Here is a 23,137-nt window from a genome sequence, read left to right as displayed (position 1 = left end):
ATTGTATAATATTATCTGGTCTAGTACACTAAAGTATAGACAACATGAAGGAGGAAAAAAGATATGCCTTGGTACGCTTGGTTAAGTATTGTCGTAGCACTAATCGCCGGTATCGTTATCGGATTTTTTATTGCGCGTAAATACATGATGAACTACTTAAAGAAAAACCCACCAATTAATGAACAAATGTTAAAAATGATGATGATGCAAATGGGAATGAAACCTTCTCAAAAGAAAATCAATCAAATGATGACAGCAATGAACAAACAACAAGGGAAATAATAGGACAAGCTTTAAAGAAAGCCTATTTTTCTGTTTTGATAAGAGAGGATTCTGTTATTATTTAACTTGATTATTAGCGATAGATGAAACAATCATAGAAGTTTTTAAGTGACTTTGGTTAATCTGTCATGAAACTATTTAAAAACCGCCTATTCTGTTGGAAACTAAACCAATAGGAAGGTGGTTTTTTGTGTTATTAGAGGATGTAATAAAAGAGTATATGTATCACTGGATAGGCTACACTTAGTTGGACAGATATTTTAAGGTCAAGTAGAATACCAATAAGACAATAAGGGGAGAATCTACCATGACCAAAAGAGCACGTAGAACATTTACTGCAGAATTCAAACAACAAATGGTGCAACTATATCTGAACGGAAAACCAAGAAAGGATATCATTCGGGAATATGAGTTAACCCCATCTTCCTTAGATAAGTGGATTAATCAGCATCAAACTACCGGTTCCTTTCAAGAAAAGGATAATTTAACACCCGAACAAAAGGAAATTCAGGAACTTCGGAAAAGAAACAAGCAACTTGAAATGGAGAATGATATTTTAAAGCAGGCAGCGCCGATACTAGGACGAAAGTAAATGTAATTAAGAATAACCAACACAAATACTCGATATCAGCAATGTGTAAAGTCCTACAGCTTTCAAGAAACACCTATTATTATGAAGCCAAAGAAAGAGCGTCAGAGGATGATATAACCTCAAAAATCATCGAAATCTTTTACTTAAGCCGGCAGAACTACGGCACACGTAAGATAAAAGTGGAATTAAAAAAACAAGGATTTATCGTTTCTAGACGCCGAATCGGTCGCATTATGCGGGAACAAGGGCTTGTTTCCTCTTATACTGTGGCTCAATTCAAACCACATTCAAAGAAGTGCAATGAATCCCAGCAACAAAATGAATTAAATCGTGCTTTTCATCAAGAAGAAGAAATGACAGTGGTCGTTAGTGATTGGACATACGTAAGGGTCGATAAAAAGTGGCAATACGTATGTGTATTTGTTGATCTCTTTAATCGAGAAATCATTGGACAAAGTACCGGTCCAAACAAAGATGCAGCACTCGTATATCGCGCCTTTTCTTCCATTAAGAAGGATTTAAGAAAGATTCGATATTTCCACACGGATCAAGGAAATGAATTTAAAAATAAGCTAATAGATGAAGCTTTAGAGACTTTCGATATAAAGCGATCATTAAGCATGAAAGGCTGTCCTTATGATAATGCAGTGGCAGAAGCAACATTTAAAATTATCAAAACAGAGTTTATTAAGGAAAGGCATTTTACTAGTTTAGAAGAATTATCAAGGGAATTATACGACTATGTGAATTGGTTTAATTACATTCGAATTCATGGAACGTTAGGTTATTTAAGCCCTATTGAATATAAACAGAAACACCTTAAAAAAGTTGTCTAATTTTGTGTTGACATACCATGATTTTAATACACTTTTTAAGACAATTGAATTTCAGTGTCTTTTATTAATCGTCAATAGACTTTTATCTTATATTGAAATGGCTGACTTTAGTATTTTATTCACTACTAAAGTCAGCTAAAAATATTAATTAATCATATTGCTTAGTTTTAGCAAATTTATATAAAAACTCCCAATATTCGTCTGCGAAACCACTCTCTGCCCACAGTTCACCATAAGCATCGATATGAGCTTGCATAATTTGATTTTTAGTTCGAGATTTTTCTAATTGGTAGGGTATTTTCTTTCTCATCTTTTGAGTGATTTGATAATGATAGTGATAGTGATATTTTGAAATAAAAATAGACAACATTCTTCCACTTGTTGTATTTAGATTACTAGCAAATCTTTTTTCAATTATATGATGTCTTTCCCAGCCTTTAGCTCTGTAATTCTTCGGTGGGGAAATTTTTTGTAGACTACTGTATCTTCTAACACCTTTTGAAAGTGCAGGCTTAAGAACAGTAGTACTTCCTTCTATCATTCGCTTTACGCCACTTACGGCAGGGATTCCTGGAAAAACAACAGCCGCTGCATCGGTAACTACCCAAAATCCATTCCAAAAAGTCTTGTTTTTCTTATACTCATTTAGAGATATAGAAAATGCAGCAATGTCAAAAATTGTATCTACAGCATAAGTTTGAAATTTCTCTGAGAAATCGACATATTCGCCAATTTCAGATTTTATATAGTACTTTATTTGCTGGATGCTTCCATCTTCTGCAGTATAATTTAATAAAAAAGTATACTCTGGTAGGAAGTTAGCAGTTATATTTGGTATATTTTCTAATTCAGAAGGATCAAAGGGTAGTAATTCATATGAAGCATTTTTGTCGTTACCACTTTTAATCCATGAATCTAAAGCTTCCTTTAATGAAAGCGTTGTTATTTCTTCGGTGATTATAAAAGAAGAATTTTCTTCATCAGCATATCCGTAAGTGATTTTGGTTTGTAAATTTTCAGAGTTCTGAATTTCTTTTGTATAGGTTTCAGCTGATATACTTGGTGTTAAAATTGAAAAGGTTAAAAATACAATGGATATTGTTATTAATAATAGTTTGTTGATATTATTCTTCATATCCCCCCCAAAAATGGTATTATATAACAAGAGCTCTCTATCAAATAATAACATAAATTGGTAGATTCTAATATGTTTTTTTTATTATATAATAATGGAGGGGAAATTAATAATGAGGTTTATATACAGCATTTTAAGAGAAATTAATGAAAAATCATTACCCACTGCTAAAGATTATGGTTATAAACAAAGAGAGTTTGAAAATCTCATTTTTACTTTGGAAAAGGAAGGGTATGTAGAACGAGTGTTAAGAATCGATACTTTTTTCTCTCTTAAGCCAGCTAGATTAACCCAAAAGGGTCATGAGCTATTAGAAAGTCTTAGATATTTTGATGAGTCTTACCCAGGTAAAAAGGGTCTTATTAATTGGTTGAAAGTAGAAAAAGAAGAGAGCTCATATGCAGAGGATATAGAAGATTATTAATTCTCTTTATTTAAAACAGGGATTTTAACTCTTTAGCCCATTCAGGGCTTTTTGTTTTGAAAATAACATAAAAACAATGGATAAAGTATGTTTTAAATGTTAATATGGACACTTAATAAAAAAAGATGTCAACTTATAATTATAAAAGTAACTATTAGAAATCAGCCGGATTCAATTTTGAATCGGGGTTACTTAAAGGGAAAGATTATAATGGAGAATATCGCTTTTAACGACTATAAGAGTAGAAATTACAAAAAAGATAAATACTACGCATCCAAAAAAAAGTAGTGAAAATAGTGATTTAGGAAGGTAGTTAGGCGAGTATGCACTTCCATCTCAATCCTTTTATTATTAGCTAAATCTGCCTTTGCTGCTAGACCTGCATCTGTTCCAGTTAATGCAGCTACTGAGTTTGCTGGTCATACTACAATGGAAGCACTAGCACATGCTTTAGATCCGTTAGTTGATGTCCTAGTTGCGCTATCTATTTCAGTTGCTTCAGTAATTATTGTAGGTGGATGTTTCTTTTTTATGCTTGGAAAGAGTGAGAAGGGATGGAGTTTGATAATGAATGTTGGATTAGGTTATGTATTGATTCAAATCAGTCCGTTAATATTGAATATGTTAAAAGATATAGGGAATGCTTTTTAAGGACACGAGAATAAAATTCTGAAGGTGTTATCAAAATCACAATACCGTCTATTTCTTGTTAAAAAGAAAAATAAATAAAAGTTAGTCAGTTTTTTAAGGTCTCTATGGGCAAGCTATATTAATCGTGGTATATTTTTCATAATAGATTAGTAGAATTGAATAGATAATAAAACCTTGGTATATCAACATTTTTATAGATTATAATTGATTTTTTATGAAACCTTCTCAAAAGAAAATCAATCAAATGATGACAGCAATGAACAAACAACAAGGGAAATAATAGGACAAGCTTTAAAGAAAGCCTATTTTTCTGTTTTGATAAGAGAGGATTCTGTCATTATTTATAAATAAATGGTAATTCTCATCAAAATTTCTAAACCACTTTTTTCTGATTAAATATGAAGAAAGTGGTTTATTTGTATTTTGATAAAAATTCAATAAAAAGAAGACAAAATTTCAAGGCTGAGGACGACAAGACATGATGGAATCAACTTATCATTTCCCCGGAAACCGCAAAATATGACAAAAAGTTCAGTAGATTCATCAATCATGTGAAAGATACCTAATGAAGACAGCCTTGCTCTATTGCAGCTGGAAATTGCGCTTTTTAAGTGATTAAATAAGCCGAACAATCACAAAAAACTTGTAATTGTTCGGCTTTAATTCTGTGGGATTACATATATATCAGCTATGCCTTCATTTAATCACAATATTTTTGATAACAGCCATTTCTTTGCCGAATCTGTTCCCTAAATCTTGAAAACCTAAACGGGAATATAAGTGATGTGCAGATTTATTTTCAGGATGGTAGCCAACGGCAATTTTTTCTACAGTGGCTAGTTTCTTCATTTCATCTATCATTAATAGAGTAGCTGCTTGGCCAATGCCTTTTCCTTGATTATTCTCTGTCAACCATTATTCTGTATATCCTTACCATCTAGTTCCTCTTTTACAGTGTTAAACATTAAGAAACCTACTATTTTCTCCGCAAAATAGATGGCATATGGTTGTAAAGTAGGTTCAAACTTGAACTGGGCGATGGAAATAGCATTTGGTTCGATATATTTTTCTTGTTCCTCGGAAACTTTCAATTCACAACATCTATACCAATTATTTTCATTTAAGCTAACAAGCTTTACATCTACAGGATTCAATTCTTTTCCCCTCTCAAAATCGGGAATCCATCCTATTATTAATTAGGCGTTTCCCCTTGGATTTTGTTAACTATCATCAATTTTCTATTCATCATAATGAACGCCCCCTTTTATACAATTTGAAAAATCAATCTAAAACAATATCCTTTAAATTATATCATAAATTCTGAAATTTCCGTCAGGGAAATAAAAAATTCAGTAGATCAGTTTCGAAATATTCGAACGAAAGTTCTGTTATAGTTGACAGATAACTTATGACGATATTAAACTTAAGATGTATACGAACGTATATTCGCAAAGGGGGAAGGAGGCGAATAATTTAGAAGAAAGCCATTCAAGCAAAATAAGAGGTGTTATGTCAGCAACACCAATAAATGCTGGGAAGATGAACTAATATTTTCACTCCATTAAATATTTTGAAAATATAATAAAATTTCTTTCCAGTTCCTAAATATTTTGCTAAACTAGTGAAGGGTATTTTTACATATTTAGTTGCCAATAGATAAGAGGGTGTGTATGGTTTGAAAGTTTTTTTAAATTTAAAATGGTATTTTATACAGGAGAAGAAATCCTATCTTGGTGGGGTCTTTCTGTTGATTTTAGTTGCTATCCTTCAGTTGATACCTCCGAAAATAGTTGGGATAGTCGTTGATCATATTCAAGGCAGAACGTTAAATTGGAGCAATTTATTACAGTGGATAGGCGTTTTAATTGTTTCGGCATTAGCAATGTATGTACTTCGTTATTATTGGCGGGTAATGATATTCGGGTCCGCTGTAAAGCTAGGAAGATTATTGAGAAATCAGCTGTATAGTCATTTTACAAAAATGTCTCAGTCTTTCTATCAGCGAAATCGTACTGGAGATTTAATGGCACATGCAACAAATGATATACAGGCGATTCAACAGACAGCAGGGCAAGGGGTGCTTACTTTAGTAGATTCATTGGCAACAGGTGGCTTTGTTATTATTGCAATGGCTACAACGATCAGCTGGAAGCTTACCCTTATATGTTTATTGCCAATGCCGTTAATGGCTGTATTAACAAGCTATTATGGTTCTTTAATACATAAGTACTTTCATCAAGCCCAGGCTGCTTTTTCATCGTTAAATGATAAAACGCAAGAAAGCATTTCTGGAATAAAAGTCCTAAAAACCTTTGGGCAAGACAAAGAAGATGTCGAAGACTTTCGCAGGTCCTCACTTGAGGTAGTTGATAAAAATATTAAAGTAGCTAGGGTCGATGCCCTATACGATCCTACAATATCTATTATTGTCAGTATTTCTTTCTTTTTGGCAATTGTATTTGGATCCCGGTATGTTATTACTGGAGAACTTAGTTTAGGACAGCTCGTTTCTTTTACTACTTATCTTGGTCTGTTAATATGGCCAATGCTTGCGTTTGGATGGCTTTTTAATATTATGGAGAGAGGGAGAGCTTCATATGACCGAGTTACGGCATTATTGGAAACCAAGGTCGATATTATCAATAAGCCTACAGCTATCACAACGGCGCCAGCTGGGGATATTGTGTATGATTTAAAATCTTTCTCTTATAACCATAAAATCGATGTTCTGAAAAATATTCACTTTTGTTTAAAAAGAGGGCAGACATTAGGGATTGTCGGCAAAACAGGAGCTGGAAAAACGACGCTTTTAAAATTGTTATTTCGAGAATATGATCATTATGACGGAAGAATTATGATTAATGGAACAGAAATAAAAGAAATAGATTTGGATGCATTGCGAGTGTCCATTGGATATGTACCACAGGAACACTTTCTATTTTCTGCCAGTATCCGCGAGAATATTGCCTTTACTAATCCCAATATTTCAGAGGAAGAAATCCATCAGGCCGCTGTATTAGCAAATATTCATGATGATATTCTTGGATTCACAGACGGTTATAATACGGTAGTTGGTGAAAGAGGAGTATCTTTATCTGGGGGGCAGAAACAACGTATTTCGATTGCGAGAGCACTCCTTATGAATCCGGAAATACTTATTTTGGATGATTCTTTATCAGCAGTGGATGCAAAAACGGAAGAAAATATTTTGACAGCCCTAAAGGAAAATAGGGAAGGCAAAACAACGATTATCACTTCCCATCGACTAAGCGCTATTGAACATGCCGACCTTATTATCGTATTAGATGAAGGGGAAATTATTCAAAGCGGGAACCATCAACAGCTTGTAAAGGAAAGCGGCTGGTATAAAGAAATGTACCATCGCCAGGCTTTAGAAGTAATGGTAAGCATGGGGGATACAAATGGATAAAACAATTAAACTCACAAGTGAACAGCAAAGAAAAGTATTATTTCGATTACTAGGTTATATAAAACCACATAAAAAAGCGGTTATGATTGCATTCGGCCTCTTAATTTTATCGACATTGGGCGAATTAGCAGGACCCTACTTAATTAAAGTCTTTATAGATGATTACTTAACACCAAGAAATTTAGTGGTTCAGCCATTAACTGTTTTGGGAATTACCTATATTTTTATCCAAATAATGAATGTAGTCATTATGTATTTTCAATTATATAAGTTTCAAGAAATTGCTTTATATATTATTCAACAGCTTAGAGTTGATATATTTTCGAAGATTCATACACTTGGACTCCGCTATTTTGACAAAATACCCGCTGGAAGTATCGTCTCCAGAGTAACAAATGATACAGAAGCAATTAAAGATATGTTTGTCAGTGTCCTTGCGACTTTTATTCAAAGCGGATTTATGATTTTCGGTATTATTATTGCTATGTTTGTTTTGAATGTTAAGCTTGGGGCAATCTGTTTAATTTTACTGCCAATCTTAGGATTTATTATTTATACGTATCGGAAATATAGCTCAAGCTTCTACCAAGATATAAGAGAACGATTAAGCCAATTAAATGCAAAACTTAGTGAATCTTTACAAGGAATGAATATAATCCAAGTATTTAGACAAGAAAGAAGATTGAAAAATGAGTTCGATGATATTAATACTAAGCACTATCAAGCAGGAATGCGTAATATCAAGTTAGAAGGGTTACTCCTCAGACCTGCCATTGACCTTGTTTACGTACTTGGGCTTATTCTTGTTTTAAGCTATTTTGGAATATCTTCTTTTAACAATCCGATTGAAATTGGGGTATTATATGCCTTTGTAAGTTATTTAGATCGTTTTTTTGAACCAGTCAATAATATGATGATGCGCCTATCACTTTATCAACAAGCAATTGTATCTGCCTTTCGCGTATTTACCGTATTAGATGAAGAAGATATGGAGCCAACTCTCGTTTCTGATAGCAAAAATAAAATTGAAAATGGTGTGATAGAATTTAAGGATGTCACCTTTTCTTATGATGGGAAACAAGATGTGTTGAAAAACATTTCATTTACGGCTAAAGAAGGGGAAACTGTTGCATTAGTAGGACATACAGGAAGTGGAAAGAGTTCTATTGTCAATCTACTTATGCGGTTTTACGATTTTGGAAAAGGGGAAATTCTGATTGACGGCAAATCATTAAAGTCTTTCAGTAAAAGAGAACTTAGGGAAAAAATGGGGTTAGTACTTCAAGATCCATTCCTATTTTATGGAACAGTAACAGATAATATTCGTTTATATAATAAGGAAGTAACGGAGAAAGAAGTTATCGAAGCAGCTAAGTTTGTGCAAGCTAATCAATTCATTGAAAAGCTAGAAGATCAATATAATCATAAAGTGGTAGAAAGAGGTTCTGCTTTTTCAAGTGGACAGCGCCAGCTTATTGCATTTGCGAGAACCATTTTGACAAATCCGAAAGTACTAATATTGGATGAAGCAACAGCCAATATTGATACAGAAACGGAAGAAGCTATTCAACTTGCATTATCGAAAATGCGTAAAGGCAGAACAACCATCGCCATCGCTCATCGCCTTTCTACCATTCAAGATGCAGATTTAATCTTAGTGCTTCACAAAGGAAACATTGTGGAAAAGGGTAACCATCAACAACTTCTGCAACAAAAAGGATTGTATTATAAAATGTATCTACTACAAAATGGAGCTGCCGATTCTATTGAAGAGACAGTAGAAGATAAAGTGGAACTAACATAGATATTTGGTTTCGCTTTAGCAGTACAAAATTAAACCGAAGTTCGCTAATTTAGCAATGAACTTCGGTTTTTTTGTTTCTTTCTCTTTTACATATTCCATTGTTTTTTTGATTCTCGGAAAGCAGGAAACTCATTTTTGAGATTTATTTCATTATATTTATTTAGTAATACATCTAATTCTTGACTGCATATAATGGCTGAGGAAGATGAAAAACCATGTTTCATAGCAATCTCAATAAGCTCTGTACGCTTTAATTCAATTTGAGTAAGCAATTGCTTTTTTAGCATGGTTAATTTTCCTTTCCGTCTAAATTCTGTTATTTAATAAATGTTAATAGTGGAAATTAATTTACTTAATTATATCTATTTTTGGAAGTAAATGCAAAAATATCGCAAAGATACATAAATAGACTGTACAAGCATATAGTTATAGGAATTGGAGAGAGGAGAGATAAATAGTGGTAGATATAAATTTTTTTATTGCATTAGGCGCAGGTTTTTTGAGTTTTATTTCTCCATGCTGTTTACCATTATATCCTGCCTATTTATCCTATATTACCGGAATGTCTAGCGGGGAGTTAAAAGAGGGGAAAATACTTAATAATGCTAGTTTTCTACATACAATTCTATTTCTTTTAGGGTTTTCGATTATTTTTATCGCCCTTGGTTTTGGTTCCTCCTTGATCGGAGAATATTTTAAAGTATATCAAGAAGAGATAAGAAAAATTGGTTCACTTATCATCATATTCTTTGGTCTTACTATCATTGGATTAATAAAGCCTAAATGGTTAATGAAAGAATATCGGTTTTCTTTTAAGACAAGACCAACTGGTTATCTAGGATCTATTTTGATTGGATTAAGTTTTGCGGCAGGGTGGACTCCCTGCAACGGACCGATTCTAGCAGCAGTTCTATCTTTAGCAAGCCTGCATCCAGAAACAAGCTTACTTTATTTAGGTGCATATATTATCGGATTTGCACTCCCATTTATTTTTTTATCCTTTTTTATTTCTCATTGGAATATGCTTAAAAAGTATAGTGTGCAGTGGACGAAAATTGGCGGATTTTTTATGATTGTGATGGGAATATTATTGTTTGTAGACGGAATGAAATGGTTAACACGTGTTATCTCACCAATTTTTGGTGATTTTCAAGGTTTTTAATCATTTTTCCACGCTATAATACTCTATAAGCACAATAGTATGATATTTATAATAGGATGAATTACATAATTTTATCCCATGATTTGTAAAGAATAATGCCGAAATACATTGAAATTATGATAAAGATTCGCTATATTGGATAGGTATTATTAATTTATTTACCTATTAGATATGGTGTTTTCGGTTGTTGAGGAGGAAGTAAGATGGCTCGAATATTGATTGTGGATGATGCAAAGTTTATGAGATTAACACTCTCAAACATTTTAACTAGAGCGAATCATGAAGTTGTTGGAGAAGGGGAAAACGGGAAGGAAGCAATAAGATTATACCGTGAATTGGATCCAGATTTGGTCACAATGGATATTACAATGCCAGAGATGAACGGATTAGACGCAGTTAAAGAAATTAAGAAAGAATTTCCCCAGGCAAAAATTATTATGTGTTCAGCAATGGGCCAGCAAAAAATGGTGGTAGAAGCAATTGAAGCTGGTGCGAAGGATTTTATTGTGAAGCCTTTTGATGATACCCGAGTATTAGATGCAATAAATCGAGTTTTAAAATAACAAATATAGTAAATGCTTTTAGAGGATATGATATAATCGTATCCGTTTTTCTTTGTGTCTATTTATATAAATAGACAGCGTACTTATCTTAATGGTAAGATTAAAAGTATTCTAAAGCATTGATAAAAGGTTAGTAAAGGGGTTTTTCTATGACTTCTGTCATAATTTCAACATGTATCGCAGTGTTTATGGGCGTCTTTTTTATGGTTATGAGAATGAAAGCGGCTAAAAAGCCAGTTTCACCAAAGAAAATTATATTGCCGCCTTTTTTTATGAGTACTGGAGCTTTAATGTTTATTTTTCCATACTTTCGTATTAGTGGACAAGAAATTTTAGAAGCAGCCATTGCTGGAATCTTGTTTTCTTTTTTATTAATTAAAACAACAAAATTTGAAATAAAAGATAATGATATATATTTAATTAATTCAAAAGCATTTATCTATATATTATTTGGACTTTTAGCAATTAGAATTGTGGCCAAGTTTATTCTAAGTAGTTCCATCGATGTTGGCCCATTAGGAGGCATGTTTTGGATGCTTGCTTTTTGTATGATTGTTCCATGGAGAATTGCCATGTTTATTAACTATAAAAAATTAACAAAGAATTTAAGTACAACTAATTAACATACACACAAAAACTAGCTGGATGATTACATATCCAGCTAGTTTTTTAGCTAAAAGAGATGGAGAAAGAGGTCAATACATATACAAAGATTAGAAATAATAAAGGTGATTGAATTAATAGACAGCAGCAAGTTTCTTACATTTGTCGCGGTTTTGGGCTAATCAAAAGCAGATGATAAGATTCATAATCTACCTGAACTTATGCTATTTTTTATTTCCATAAACGTTCATAAATTACTTTATTACCGACATTTTTTAAAAGGTATATGTCAGGATTACTAAGATTTTGCCAATCCTCAAACCCGAAATTTTTATTATAAAAATTTAAAAGTAATGACATTAGATTCCCATGTGTAACAATAAGTGTATTTTCAGATTCACTGTTAAAAACGTCTTCTACAATATTTACTATTCGTTTCATTGCTTCCTGACTGGACTCTCCACCTTTAAATGTTAACTCAATATCTTCAAATGTTGCTTTTAATTTATCTAACCAGTCAGAAAGACTTTCAGTGCTTAATACACGCTCTGTTAATTTTCTATTAATCTCTATCTCCAGATTTAATCGCGTTGCAAGTGGCTGTATCGATTGAATAGCACGCTTATAAGGACTCGAAATAATACGGTCGATATTAATTTTAGCAAAAAAATTAGATATTTCTATTGCTTGTTTAAATCCTTTATCCGTAAGGTGTGCTTCTGACAGCTGGCCTTCAGCCTCACAATGTCTTATAATATAAACTTTCTTCAACTAGACCACTCCAATTATAATATGTAAATTTATATTAATTTTTTATAACACAATAAGTGGATTCAACGATTCAAAAATTTAAATGATAGAGTCGATTATTCTTTTGCAGTAGCCAAAAGGAAATCGACTCTTATCGTGATAGATCCTTCATCGAGCAGTCCTACTTTAATTTGTCATCATTACTATTTGGATTTATCCTTAAAAATCGTCTGTTTTACAAGCTGGTGTCCAAATACAGATACGCCTGTTGCGATAATTCCATTTGTTATAGCTTCAAATGTCATTCCATAAGCAAAAGCAGCTAAGGAAATGGAGGTTAGAAGAAGAATCCAAATGATCAACCAATCAGAGATAATGGGGGTTTGTTTAAGCGCATAGCCAATAATCCATAGGACAGGTACTAATATATAATAATGTTCTAGTAGAAAACCCTGTAACCATTCCAAAGTATCTTCCCTCCTTTATTTTACATGATTATCATATGCAATGATGAGAAAATCTGATTGTTTACATAACCATTCTCATTTCAGAAAGTACTATTAGCATGCTTGTAAAAAAACAACTGTCCTTTTTGTCTTTTTCTCTCTATGTAATAGTTGAAAGGAGGTGAGAGGCAATGGCACAGGCACTTTGGAATGAAGCAAGTTTAAAGTTGGCTTTTCTAAATGGGATGAAAGAAAATGGGGATCCGAATCTTGTAATAAAGACGTTTAGAAATTTAAATGAAACAGCTACTCCAGAACAAATTTACGCAGCTGCACAAGGACTGGCATCATTAGTGACCTATTCTTTATATTCAGTTGAACGAAATGATATTTCAGAAATTGTAGAAGTAGAAGCTTAGTGATTTACACATTAGAGAAAAAAATAGAAAGGAGAAATCATAATGGCAAAAACACTAGAGATAACATTTGAAACGAATAATGGTAAAAGTTCAAAATTATCCCTTGAAAGTCCGATTGAACCAGTTAAGTCTGAAGAAATATTATCTGTCATGCAAAGTATTATTGCATCCAAAGTTTTTACTTCAAATAACGGTGATTTAACGGCGGTAAAAGGAATTCGACTAGTGGAAAGAAAGATTACAGATTATGAAATTTAACGTATAAATAGCAAGTTAACAGTTTACCTATTACGCTGGGAATAATTGATACACCTAAAACGTAATAGGTAACTTTATTGGGAGGCGTTCAGAGTGGATGAGGTTATATCATTTATAAGCCAAGTAGGGTTTCCGATAGTTATCAGCTTTTATCTGCTGAATCGTATCGAAACAAAGCTAGATATAATGATAAAATCTATTCAGAGTTTACCAGAATTAATCAAAAAGTAGTAAATCGCTTAAAAAATGACCAGAAATTATAATTATCCGAAAAATGAAAGGGTTTTCTATTGACAATAATAGTTAAAAATGTTAAATTTACATTAACCGTTATTGACGTATTTAGTATGTTATTTATTCAATCAACAACTTAAAATGAGAGATTAATAGCCAAATGCTTATGCGTGAAAATGGTAATTTAAAGATGAAGCTAGCAAGCTTTTTTAGGAGGATTTTTTTACATGAAAAACGGTAAAGTAAAATGGTTTAATGCAGAAAAAGGGTTTGGATTCATTGAAGCTGAAGATGGTAATGACGTATTTGTACACTACTCAGCGATTCAAGTAGAAGGCTTTAAATCTCTAGAAGAAGGCCAAGACGTATCATTTGAAGTTGTTGAAGGTGCTCGTGGACCTCAAGCAGCTAACGTTACTAAAATATAAGGATAGCTATTCTTCATATATAAAAGGTCAGACCAAAAAATTGGTTTGGCCTTTTTCTTTTGATAATCTGTCAAACGAATAATGACTCCTTTTATAGAAATAATTGATTTACTCCTTCTCCCACATCCTCATCTTTTCATAGTTTGTTATAATAAAAGAATATATTCTTTTATTTATAATGAATATACAAAAAAAGTGTAAGTAGTTTTTTCAAACATAGAGGTGAATGTAATGAAATTTATTCATACAGCCGATTGGCATTTAGGAAAATTAGTGCATGGTTTATACATGACAGAGGACCAAAGATTTATGCTAGCACAATTTATGGAACTAGTGGAGAAAGAAAAACCAGATGCAGTTATTATTGCTGGTGATTTATATGATCGCTCGATTCCTCCGACTGATGCAGTGAATCTATTGGATGAAGTATTATATTTTATTAATGTCGAGTTAAATACTCCGATTCTTGCTATTTCCGGTAATCATGATAGTGCAGAAAGATTATCTTTTGGTAGCTCTTGGTATCAGAAGAATCGTTTTTATTTAAACGGTAAAATAGAAAATAGCTTTATTCCGATTTCATTTTCAGGAGTGAATTTTTATTTAGTGCCATACTGTGAGCCAGTAGTGGTAAGAAAATTATTAGCGGACGATACTATCCTTAATCATCATGATGCTATGAAAGCAATCATCGGCAAGATTGAAAGTAATTTAAATGTAAATGAGCCAAATGTATTCATAGGGCATAGTTTTGTACTTGGCGGAAAAACAACAGATTCTGAGAGAATATTATCTGTAGGCGGATCTGGATGTGTCGGTGCGGAATTATTTGCGCCCTTCTCTTATACAGCATTGGGACATTTACATAGTCCAGATGCTATTCATCATCCAACTGTAAAGTACTCAGGATCACTAATGAAATACTCTTTTTCCGAGGCAAACCAAAAGAAGTCAGTATCTATTATTGAAATAGATGAAAAAGGGAATTTCACGCAAAATTATCAAACGCTTATGCCGAAAAGAGATATGCGAGAATTAGAAGGCCACTTAGAAGAATTGCTAGACGTTTCCTATTATCAGCAGCAAAAAGTAGATGATTATCTAAAAATTACATTACTTGATGAAGGGGCAATACTTGATCCGATACAAAAATTACGACAAGTCTATCCGAATGTCCTTCATTTAGAAAGAAAAATAGAAAACAAAGACCGGAAAGAAAAGAGTATTTTACAAGTTCAAAAAGAAGTTCAAAAAAACGAACTAGAGTTATTTGCTTCTTTTTATGAAGAAATGACAACAGCTGATTTTACGCAAGAAAAACAGGAATGGATGACTTCGGTTATTAATCAGGTTCTAAGAGAGGAGGGTGCTAAATGAGACCGTTAAAGCTAACGATGCAAGCATTTGGACCATATGCACGAAAAGAAGTCATTGATTTTACTGTTTTAGGAAATCGTACTATGTTTGTTATTTCTGGAAAAACTGGATCTGGGAAAACAACGATTTTTGACGGAATTAGTTATGCGATATACGGGAAAGCAAGTGGAGAAGACCGCAATGGTCCAGAATTAAGAAGCCAGTTTGCTGAAGACTCCTTGTTAACAGAAGTCAGTTTTGAATTTAAGTTAAAAGAAAAGCGATATTTAATTACAAGATCACCTCAGCAAGAGAAGAAAAAGGAAAGAGGAGATGGATATACAACTATCGGTGCTAAGGCAGAATTATATACGTTTGATGCAGAGGGAAATGAACAACTTGTTGCCTCCTCTATCCGTGATGTCGATGAAAAAGTTAGGGAGATTATGCAAATTGACAGCAATCAGTTTCGGCAAATTCTCATGATCCCGCAAGGAGAATTTCGTAGATTACTTACTTCCGATAGCAAAGAAAAAGAAAATATATTACAGAGATTATTCCATACGGAAATGTATAAGCGGATTGAAGAGAAATTAAGGGAACAAGCACAAGCACTAAAAAAAGAAGTGGAACAAAAAGTCCTGTTACGTACTAATGCTTTATCGAAAATAACGGCAGTTTATCATCAGGATCTCATCACTCAATTGGAATCAGATCGAGAAAATGATGTGGCGATTCTTCCCCTGTTAGAACAGGAAATTGTATTAATGGGAGCAGAGATAGAAAAAATACAGAAAAAATTGGACCGAAAAAACAAAGAACGAGATAGTTTGAAGCAACATTTATATGAAGCGGAATCTATATTAAAACAAATAAAGCTTAAAGAAGAGCTTGCTGCTCGTTTAAATGAACTAAATAGTCAACAGAAGGAATATACAGAAAAAGAAAATAAAATTAATAAGGCGCAAAAAGCAGCACTTCTTGCCCAGCAGGAAGAAATTTGCCACCATTTAAAAAAACAAATCGATGACAGAAATTTGGAAGAGAAAACAATTCAATTCAACTTGGAAAAGCTTAATATTCAATTAACGGAGGCAGAAAAACAACTTAAACAAGAGGTTGACAAAGAAGTAGAACGTAAACAGTTAGCTGACTATCTTGTCGATTTAAAAAATATGGAGAAGGATGTCTTTCGTTTCGCGGAAGTAGAAGGAAAACTAAGAACGATAAAAAAAGATTTAGATAGTATAGGTGACAAGGAAAAATTACTTCAAACTCAACGAAAAGAGAAAGAAGTAAGGATACAAAATATGAAAGAACGTTTAAAGCAGTTAGACGGGATAAAGGAAATGCTGCTAGAAAACAAAGACAAGCTTCGGAATTTACAATCTATTTTAGAGAAAATGAATGATTATTTAGAAGTACTTAATCGCGGGATGAGACAAAAGGAAGATGCAGAAGCAAAGAAAAAATTGCTAGATAATACATTAAGAAGAGTAGAAGATGCAAAAGGATTAGTAGAAGAGCTAGAAAAAAAATGGCTTATTAATCAATCATCTATTTTAGCGAGCAGCTTAAAGCAAGATGAGGCTTGTCCGGTATGTGGAAGTGTTCATCATCCTGATCCGGCAATAAATAGGAATCACGATGATAATGCGACGGAGGAAGACCGTAAGAATGCGAAAAAGGATTTTGAAGCAATAGAAAAGGAAAAAGCAAAAGCAGAAGCGGCTTGGCTTGAAGCAAATACGCAATGGAAATTATTAGCGGAAGATGCCCAAAATAAGCTAATGAAAGTGAAAGATGTTTACCCAGCTTTTACTAATGAAGAGAGTACGATAGCAGTAAATACGATTAAAAGCGAACTTCACAGAATTGAGACCGAACAGAAGAGACTTGAGGAACAATTGACAGAAAGAGATAAGATGGAACAATCTCTTGTTAGTGCTGAGCGCGAGTATCAGGAATTGCAATCTGAGCTTGAAAAAATTGCAGTAGCGATGCGAGATACTACTATCCAATATACGGAACATAATACGACATGGAAAAATATGAAAGATGTCATTCCAGCTGAACTGCGTGTTCTATCACAGTATAAAACAGTATGGAAGGAAAGTTCGCTTCAGTTAGAGAAGTTAGAAGCTCAATTTAAGTTAGCGCAAGAAAAAGTACAGATGACGAAAGAAAATTGGCAAAAAGAATCCGTTCGGTTTGAAAGCGTACAAAAACAAATCAAACAGCTAACTGATAGCTTGCAGACAGAAAGAGAGATTTTTTTAGAAAGCATGACAAAGCAAGGATTTCCAACCTATCGCTCTTATTCAGATAGTAAATTGTTGGAAAAGGAAGTGGAAAAGTTAAAAGCATCAGTCCAAGCTTACCGAGAAGAATGTCGGTCTGTTTCCGATCGATTAAGGGATTTAGAAGAGACGCTTAAAGATATTACCATTCCGAACACGGAAGATCTTCAAAACAAACTTAAGACAATTATTGAAGAAGCAGATAAATTGCAGGAAGAACATACAAATATGTTAATAAAGCAGAAAGAAAATAAAGAAATATATAATCAGGTGATTGAAATAAATCGACAAGTAAAGGATCTAGAAAATCAGTATAAACTTGTCGGCCACTTATATGATATTTCCCGAGGACAAAATGCTCAGCGAATTACTTTTGAACGCTATGTACTAGCTTCTTTCCTGGATGAAATATTGCTTCAAGCAAATAGCAGGTTAAATAAAATGACGAGCGGTCGATATCAGCTTGTCCGCAAGAGTGACCGATCAAAAGGAAATGTCCAAAGTGGTTTAGAGTTACTCGTATTTGACCAATATACTGGTCAAGAAAGACATGTAAAAACACTGTCAGGCGGAGAAAGTTTTAAAGCTTCACTAGCCCTAGCATTAGGATTGTGTGATGTTGTGCAAAACTTTGCTGGCGGTATTTCCCTTGAAACAATGTTTATTGACGAAGGTTTCGGTACATTAGACCCAGAATCCTTGGATCAAGCAATTGAAACATTGATGGACATTCAAAATTCAGGTCGATTAGTTGGGGTGATTTCCCATGTTCCAGAATTGAAAGATCGAATGGAAATCAGGCTCGAGGTAATCGCTGGGCAAACGGGAAGTACTACGCGATTTGAATATTTACGATAAAGAAATACATTTTGGTGTAAAACCTAATAATAACTTTTGAAGCTGGGAGCGGTATTTTGAGAAAAAAAAGAAAGAAGCATGGAAGAAGCTTATTTATTATATTGATTTTTTTCTCTATTCTTCTATTATATTGGAAATTAAACCAGCCTGATTATAGGGATGTTCCAATGCCTGTTGAATTAAACCCGGTTGTAAATGAGAAGAAGGATATTCTTGTTAAAAAAGCTGGTGATATTGGAATTCGGGTAGTTATCACAGAGGACTTCAGAAGTGTAGAGGAACAGGATCGCTTATATGAGCAAGGTAGAACGAGCGAAGGTTCTATTGTCACAAATGCAAAGGGGGGACAGTCATATCATAATTATGGACTAGCTATTGATTTTGCCCTTATGGATATTAATGGAGTTGTTATTTGGGATATGAAATATGATGGAAACGGTAATGGCAAAAGTGATTGGTCAGAAGTGGTAGAAATAGCAAAATCTCTAGGTTTTCAATGGGGTGGCGATTGGGCAAACTTTAAAGATTATCCTCATTTACAAATGGATTTTGGTTTAACAATAGAGGAATTGCAAAAAGGGAAAAGGCCTGAATAACAAAAAAGAGGGTGACTCATAATAAAAGATGTCATCCTCTTTTTTCTATTAAGAAACCACTATGTATGGATAGTTGCACTACTGCTATCTATCTGGACGCCTTACAATCTCATAACGTAAACGTCTTACAGCCCATTGATAGTTGGATAGAAAATTAGACTAAATCACTTAACAGATAATGATAAATCAATTGACCTGTTGCCTTAATAGACGAAAAGTGAGTACGTTCGTATGCATGAGAGGAATCGATACCTGGTCCGATTAATGCATGTTTAATATCATGACCAGATCGTATTGCTGCAGATGCATCTGATCCATAATATGGATAAATATCTAGTTGATAGGGAACCTCGTGTTTTTCAGCTAATTGAACAAGACGTTTTCGTAAGGCATAATGATATGGTCCGCTACCATCTTTCACACAGATGGAGACAGTATATTCGTCTGTAGATTGTCCGTCTCCCATTGCTCCCATATCAACAGCCATATATTCGATTGTTTCGGTTGGAATATTGGAATTGCCTCCATAGCCAATTTCCTCATTATTGGAAAGAAGGAAATTAGTTGTATACGGAAGTTCGATATTATTCTCTGTCATTTTTTTCATTAGTAATAACAGAATTGCCACACTAGCTTTATCATCTAAATGCCTTGATTTAATGAATCCAGATGGGGTAATCTCCACACGTGGATAAAAAGAAACAAAATCGCCAACAGAAATGCCTAGTTTTTTTACGTCTTCTTGGTTTTTTACGATTTCATCAATTCTAACTTCCATATTGGCTTGATTACGCTCAGCAGTTCTTGCTTCCTTATATACATGAACAGATGCTTGATGAAGGAGAATAGTGCCTGTATATGTCTTGCCAGAAGAAGTTTCAATTACACAATTTTCTCCTTCAATGCTGTTATACGTAAATCCGCCAATTAAATCTAAGCGAAGTCGACCATTTGCTTTAATTTCTTTTACCATAGCACCAAGTGTATCAACATGGGCAGTCAGCATCCGCTGCTTTTCTGAGATTTTGCCTGGAATAGTTGCAATTAATCCCCCTTTATTATTTCGATAAGTTGAAATATTTGCGCTATGTAAGTATTTTTCCATTAATTGAATAATGGTTTCTGTGTTACCTGAAGGACTTGTAACATTCAATATTTGCTCTAATAAATCGAAATACTCTTTTTGATTAATTTGTACCAAGTAGAATTCCTCCTTTTAATATCCTAATCATTATACTATTAATAATAGAAAGATTAAATATGCTTATCCGCTGTTTAACTGACTTAATCTTAGGGTAGTAAGAAAGAGTTGTGAGTATTTACCATTTTCTTTTTATAAAAGAAATGTTAATATACATTCTTGTCGAAAAAACACAAAACATGTGCTTTTCTTTCTTTTTTTCGTATAAATATAGATATCGCTGGCAATATTCATTCATTTAATGTAAGATGGGGTTGATTTGAAATCCAATTAATGAAAATTTACATTAATAGGAAGAAAAAGAAATGACCATTATAAAAATGATGTGTTATAATGGATTACGTCATTTCATCATCTGCTACTTCATAAAGAGATGAACAAAAGGAAGAGCAGTATCATATGTAGATAAGGTAGCACTTATTAAGGGAAAATAAACATTATATTAAAAATTGTTAATTATTTGAATTGAGGTGAACGGGATTGAAAGGTACAGTAGAATTATTTCGCAAATTTTTAACAAAACATTCTTCTTTCTTTTTAATCGCCATAATTTTATTTTGGTTGAAAACGTATATTGGTTATAAGGTAGAGTTTAGCATTGGTGTCCAAGGGCCTATGCAGGAATTTCTACTATTTATTAATCCATTGAGCTCTGCGTTGCTCTTTATTGGACTTGCTTTATTTGTTAAAGGGAAAGCACAGCCTATTTATATTACGATAAATACGGCATTAATGTCAGCTTTATTATATGCAAACATAGTCTATTATCGCTTCTTTACTGACTTTATAACAGTTCCAGTAGTAATGCAGGTGAAAGTAAATGGTGGTCAATTAAGTGACAGTATTTTATCGTTACTTAAACCTTATGATATACTTTATTTCCTTGATGTTATTATTTTAATCGTATTACTTGCAACAAAAGCATATAAACCTACGATACAAAAAAATAGAAAAGCAGCAAAATCAGTTTTTGCACTAGCTATTTTGACATTTGTTATTAATTTAGGTTTAGCGGAGGCAGACCGCCCGCAATTATTAAGTCGTTCATTTGATAGAAACTATTTAGTGAAATATTTAGGTGCATATAACTTCACTATATATGATATCGTCCAAAATGCTCGTTCGGAAAGTCAAAGAGCATTGGCAGACAGCAGCGACATTACGGAAGTACAAAACTTTATTAGTGCTAATTATGCAGAACCAAATGACAAATACTTCGGAGTTGCAAAGGGCAAAAACGTTATTTACGTTTCATTAGAGTCCCTACAAAGCTTTATTATTAATTACAAATTAAATGGAGAAGAAGTAACACCATTTTTAAATTCACTCATTAAAGATGACAATACATTTTATTTTGATAATTTCTTCCACCAAACAGGACAAGGAAAAACATCTGATGCGGAATTTATGATGGAAAATTCTCTATACGGAATGTCCCAAGGAGCTGTTTTTGTAAACAAAGCGCAAAATACATTACAATCAGCACCAGCTATTCTAAAAGGGGAAGGTTATACATCCGCTGCATTTCATGGGAATTATAAAACATTCTGGAATCGTAATGAAATGTATAAAACGATTGGATATGATAAATTCTTTGACGCAGAGTATTATGATATGTCAGAAGAAAATACAAAAAACTATGGTATGAAGGATATACCGTTCTTTGAACAGAGTATGCCTCTGCTTGAAGGGTTAAAGCAACCATTCTATACAAAGTTCATTACGCTATCTAATCACCATCCATTTGAAATGGATGAGGGAGATACGGACTTCCCAGCAGGTGACTTTGGTGACAATGCTGTTAACCATTACTTCCAATCTGCTCATTATTTAGATGAATCAATCCGTTTATTCTTTAAAGAACTTAAAGAATCAGGATTATATGATAATTCAGTAATTGTTATGTATGGTGACCATTATGGAATTTCTGAAAATCATAATAAAGCAATGGCCCAAGTACTTGGTGAAGAGGAAATCACACCATTTATGAACACGCAGTTACAACGTGTACCATTATTTATTCATGTACCAGGTGTTGAAGGGAATGTCGTAAGCAAATACGGCGGCGAAGTAGATGTAATGCCAACGTTAATGCATCTTCTTGGTATTGATACAAAGGACTATTTACAAGTTGGTTCTGATTTACTTTCTGAGCAGCATCGTGAAACAGTTCCATTTAGAAACGGTGACTTTGTTTCTCCTACACTAACAAAAATAGGTGATAACTATTATGATGCTAACGGCGAGTTAGTGGATGCAGAAAAAGGAAAAGAACAAGCGGAAGCAGCTGCTGCTGAACTACAAGCATCTGATAGCATTGTGATGAAGGATTTATTGCGATTCCATAAACCAGATGGATTTACCCCAATAAACCGTGAGGATTATAATTATATAAAAGGTAATACTAGTAAGACTGATTCAGAAGAATCACCGGAAGAATAAGCATTTAAAAAGTCTCTTTCCAGTATGTGGGAAGGGACTTTTTTATTGTTAATAAAATAGCGACATTTTATATTATTTTAGCTATATCTTGTTATCTGGCATTAGAGGAAGAAATATTTTCTTTATGCTGGAGAGGCTATTTATCATCATTCGGATTATGGCCTATCTAGATTTTGTGACCATGCAGGAGGTCATTTTCTCTCACTGTTTAAAAATGAGAGAAGGGATTAGGTTTCAATCAAAAAGAACATGGCAAAAATATAACTAAACACATAATAAATCCCATATCCGTAAAGGATATGGGATGTCTATTCTTATAATAATGGTAATTTGTTGATAGATATGTTAAAATAAATGAATCTGTTAG

The 23,137-nt window shown here is 33.3% G+C and carries 22 protein-coding genes and 1 pseudogene; 17 read left to right on the top strand and 6 right to left on the bottom strand.

The genetic code is table 11. From position 1 onward, the window contains the following. The first annotated feature begins 63 nt into the window (after positions 1-63). Positions 64-282, top strand: a complete 219-nt coding sequence (locus BCI01S_RS12520; RefSeq protein ID WP_016205025.1) for a YneF family protein — start codon at positions 64-66, stop codon at positions 280-282. 307 nt (positions 283-589) lie between these two features. Beyond that, a protein-coding gene (locus BCI01S_RS12510; protein WP_235844494.1) for an IS3 family transposase occupies positions 590-1,710 on the top strand; the annotation gives its coding sequence in 2 pieces (ribosomal slippage) (positions 590-851 and positions 851-1,710; 1,122 coding nt in all). Positions 1,711-1,858: 148 nt separating this feature from the next. Here BCI01S_RS12510 and BCI01S_RS12505 read toward each other — a convergent pair. Continuing rightward, complete coding sequence (locus BCI01S_RS12505) at positions 1,859-2,845, bottom strand: hypothetical protein (protein WP_047943475.1); 987 nt, start codon at positions 2,843-2,845, stop codon at positions 1,859-1,861. Positions 2,846-2,957: 112 nt separating this feature from the next. Between BCI01S_RS12505 and BCI01S_RS12500 the strand changes: the two genes are divergently transcribed. Next, positions 2,958-3,269: a hypothetical protein gene (locus BCI01S_RS12500; RefSeq protein WP_047943476.1), complete on the top strand. Its 312-nt coding sequence runs from the start codon at positions 2,958-2,960 to the stop codon at positions 3,267-3,269. Positions 3,270-3,698: 429 nt separating this feature from the next. Then, the gene (locus BCI01S_RS12495; RefSeq protein ID WP_053215739.1) at positions 3,699-3,920 is read left to right on the top strand and encodes a hypothetical protein; all 222 of its coding nucleotides are present in this window, start codon (positions 3,699-3,701) and stop codon (positions 3,918-3,920) included. A 696-nt stretch (positions 3,921-4,616) separates the two neighbouring features. On the opposite strand, the pseudogene BCI01S_RS12490 reads toward BCI01S_RS12495, so the two are convergent. Then, positions 4,617-5,074, bottom strand: a pseudogene (locus BCI01S_RS12490) (GNAT family N-acetyltransferase). Between the two features lie 521 nt (positions 5,075-5,595). Between BCI01S_RS12490 and BCI01S_RS12485 the strand changes: the two are divergent. Together BCI01S_RS12485 and BCI01S_RS12480 are read left to right on the top strand one after the other, a co-directional pair. Continuing rightward, positions 5,596-7,350, top strand: a complete 1,755-nt coding sequence (locus BCI01S_RS12485; protein ID WP_047943477.1) for an ABC transporter ATP-binding protein — start codon at positions 5,596-5,598, stop codon at positions 7,348-7,350. Further along, complete coding sequence (locus tag BCI01S_RS12480; RefSeq protein ID WP_061798967.1) at positions 7,343-9,154, top strand: ABC transporter ATP-binding protein; 1,812 nt, start codon at positions 7,343-7,345, stop codon at positions 9,152-9,154. Before BCI01S_RS12485 ends, BCI01S_RS12480 begins: the two co-directional genes overlap by 8 nt. Positions 9,155-9,240: 86 nt before the next feature. Here BCI01S_RS12480 and BCI01S_RS12475 read toward each other — a convergent pair whose 3' ends face one another. Further along, positions 9,241-9,441 carry an aspartyl-phosphate phosphatase Spo0E family protein gene (locus BCI01S_RS12475; protein WP_047943479.1) on the bottom strand — a complete coding sequence of 67 codons (201 nt, stop codon included), beginning with the start codon at positions 9,439-9,441 and terminating at the stop codon, positions 9,241-9,243. 170 nt (positions 9,442-9,611) lie between these two features. On the opposite strand from BCI01S_RS12475, the gene BCI01S_RS12470 reads away from it, so the two are divergent. The 3 genes from BCI01S_RS12470 (at position 9,612) to BCI01S_RS12460 (ending at position 11,502) form a co-directional block, all read left to right on the top strand. Beyond that, a complete protein-coding gene (locus BCI01S_RS12470) occupies positions 9,612-10,316 on the top strand; it encodes a cytochrome c biogenesis CcdA family protein (RefSeq protein WP_047943480.1) in 705 nt (234 codons plus the stop codon). A 203-nt stretch (positions 10,317-10,519) separates the two neighbouring features. After that, positions 10,520-10,879, top strand: coding sequence for a response regulator (locus BCI01S_RS12465; RefSeq protein WP_047943481.1), 360 nt, complete (start codon positions 10,520-10,522; stop codon positions 10,877-10,879). Between the two features lie 149 nt (positions 10,880-11,028). Next, on the top strand, positions 11,029-11,502 hold the full coding sequence (locus BCI01S_RS12460) for a CcdC family protein (RefSeq protein ID WP_047943482.1): 474 nt from the start codon (positions 11,029-11,031) through the stop codon (positions 11,500-11,502). A 211-nt stretch (positions 11,503-11,713) separates the two neighbouring features. Here the strand turns inward: BCI01S_RS12460 and BCI01S_RS12455 are convergent, their stop codons facing one another. Together BCI01S_RS12455 and BCI01S_RS12450 are read right to left on the bottom strand one after the other, a co-directional pair. Continuing rightward, positions 11,714-12,253 (bottom strand): histidine phosphatase family protein, encoded by a 540-nt coding sequence (locus BCI01S_RS12455; RefSeq protein ID WP_061798965.1) that lies wholly within the window; start codon positions 12,251-12,253, stop codon positions 11,714-11,716. Between the two features lie 182 nt (positions 12,254-12,435). After that, on the bottom strand, positions 12,436-12,699 hold the full coding sequence (locus BCI01S_RS12450; RefSeq protein WP_047943484.1) for a phage holin family protein: 264 nt from the start codon (positions 12,697-12,699) through the stop codon (positions 12,436-12,438). A 170-nt stretch (positions 12,700-12,869) separates the two neighbouring features. Here BCI01S_RS12450 and BCI01S_RS12445 point away from each other — a divergent pair, with 170 nt between their 5' ends. The 7 genes from BCI01S_RS12445 (at position 12,870) to BCI01S_RS12415 (ending at position 19,127) form a co-directional block, all read left to right on the top strand. Beyond that, positions 12,870-13,097: a DUF1659 domain-containing protein gene (locus tag BCI01S_RS12445; protein ID WP_047943485.1), complete on the top strand. Its 228-nt coding sequence runs from the start codon at positions 12,870-12,872 to the stop codon at positions 13,095-13,097. 42 nt (positions 13,098-13,139) lie between these two features. Next, complete coding sequence (locus tag BCI01S_RS12440; RefSeq protein ID WP_047943486.1) at positions 13,140-13,355, top strand: DUF2922 domain-containing protein; 216 nt, start codon at positions 13,140-13,142, stop codon at positions 13,353-13,355. A 93-nt stretch (positions 13,356-13,448) separates the two neighbouring features. After that, entirely contained in the window at positions 13,449-13,586 is a 138-nt protein-coding gene (locus BCI01S_RS12435) for a YvrJ family protein (RefSeq protein WP_047943487.1), read from the top strand. A gap of 230 nt (positions 13,587-13,816) precedes the next feature. Continuing rightward, positions 13,817-14,017: a cold-shock protein gene (locus BCI01S_RS12430; RefSeq protein ID WP_031537602.1), complete on the top strand. Its 201-nt coding sequence runs from the start codon at positions 13,817-13,819 to the stop codon at positions 14,015-14,017. Between the two features lie 231 nt (positions 14,018-14,248). Continuing rightward, positions 14,249-15,394 (top strand): exonuclease SbcCD subunit D, encoded by a 1,146-nt coding sequence (locus BCI01S_RS12425; RefSeq protein ID WP_047943488.1) that lies wholly within the window; start codon positions 14,249-14,251, stop codon positions 15,392-15,394. After that, positions 15,391-18,531 (top strand): AAA family ATPase, encoded by a 3,141-nt coding sequence (locus tag BCI01S_RS12420; RefSeq protein WP_061798963.1) that lies wholly within the window; start codon positions 15,391-15,393, stop codon positions 18,529-18,531. The genes BCI01S_RS12425 and BCI01S_RS12420 overlap by 4 nt, the downstream gene beginning before the upstream one ends. Positions 18,532-18,587: 56 nt before the next feature. Beyond that, positions 18,588-19,127 carry a M15 family metallopeptidase gene (locus BCI01S_RS12415; RefSeq protein ID WP_061798962.1) on the top strand — a complete coding sequence of 180 codons (540 nt, stop codon included), beginning with the start codon at positions 18,588-18,590 and terminating at the stop codon, positions 19,125-19,127. A 154-nt stretch (positions 19,128-19,281) separates the two neighbouring features. On the opposite strand, the gene BCI01S_RS12410 is transcribed toward BCI01S_RS12415, so the two are convergent. Then, entirely contained in the window at positions 19,282-20,328 is a 1,047-nt protein-coding gene (locus BCI01S_RS12410; RefSeq protein WP_061798960.1) for a M42 family metallopeptidase, read from the bottom strand. Positions 20,329-20,808: 480 nt separating this feature from the next. Between BCI01S_RS12410 and ltaS the strand changes: the two genes are divergently transcribed. Then, positions 20,809-22,770: a lipoteichoic acid synthase gene (gene ltaS / locus BCI01S_RS12405; RefSeq protein ID WP_047943492.1), complete on the top strand. Its 1,962-nt coding sequence runs from the start codon at positions 20,809-20,811 to the stop codon at positions 22,768-22,770. Positions 22,771-23,137: the final 367 nt, after the last annotated feature.

Origin of the sequence: Niallia circulans NBRC 13626 (genome assembly GCF_001591585.1) — a bacterium.
GTDB lineage: Bacteria > Bacillota > Bacilli > Bacillales > Cytobacillaceae > Niallia > Niallia circulans.
Note: the sequence above shows the minus strand (reverse complement) of the source record. Positions and strands in the feature narration are given on the sequence as shown.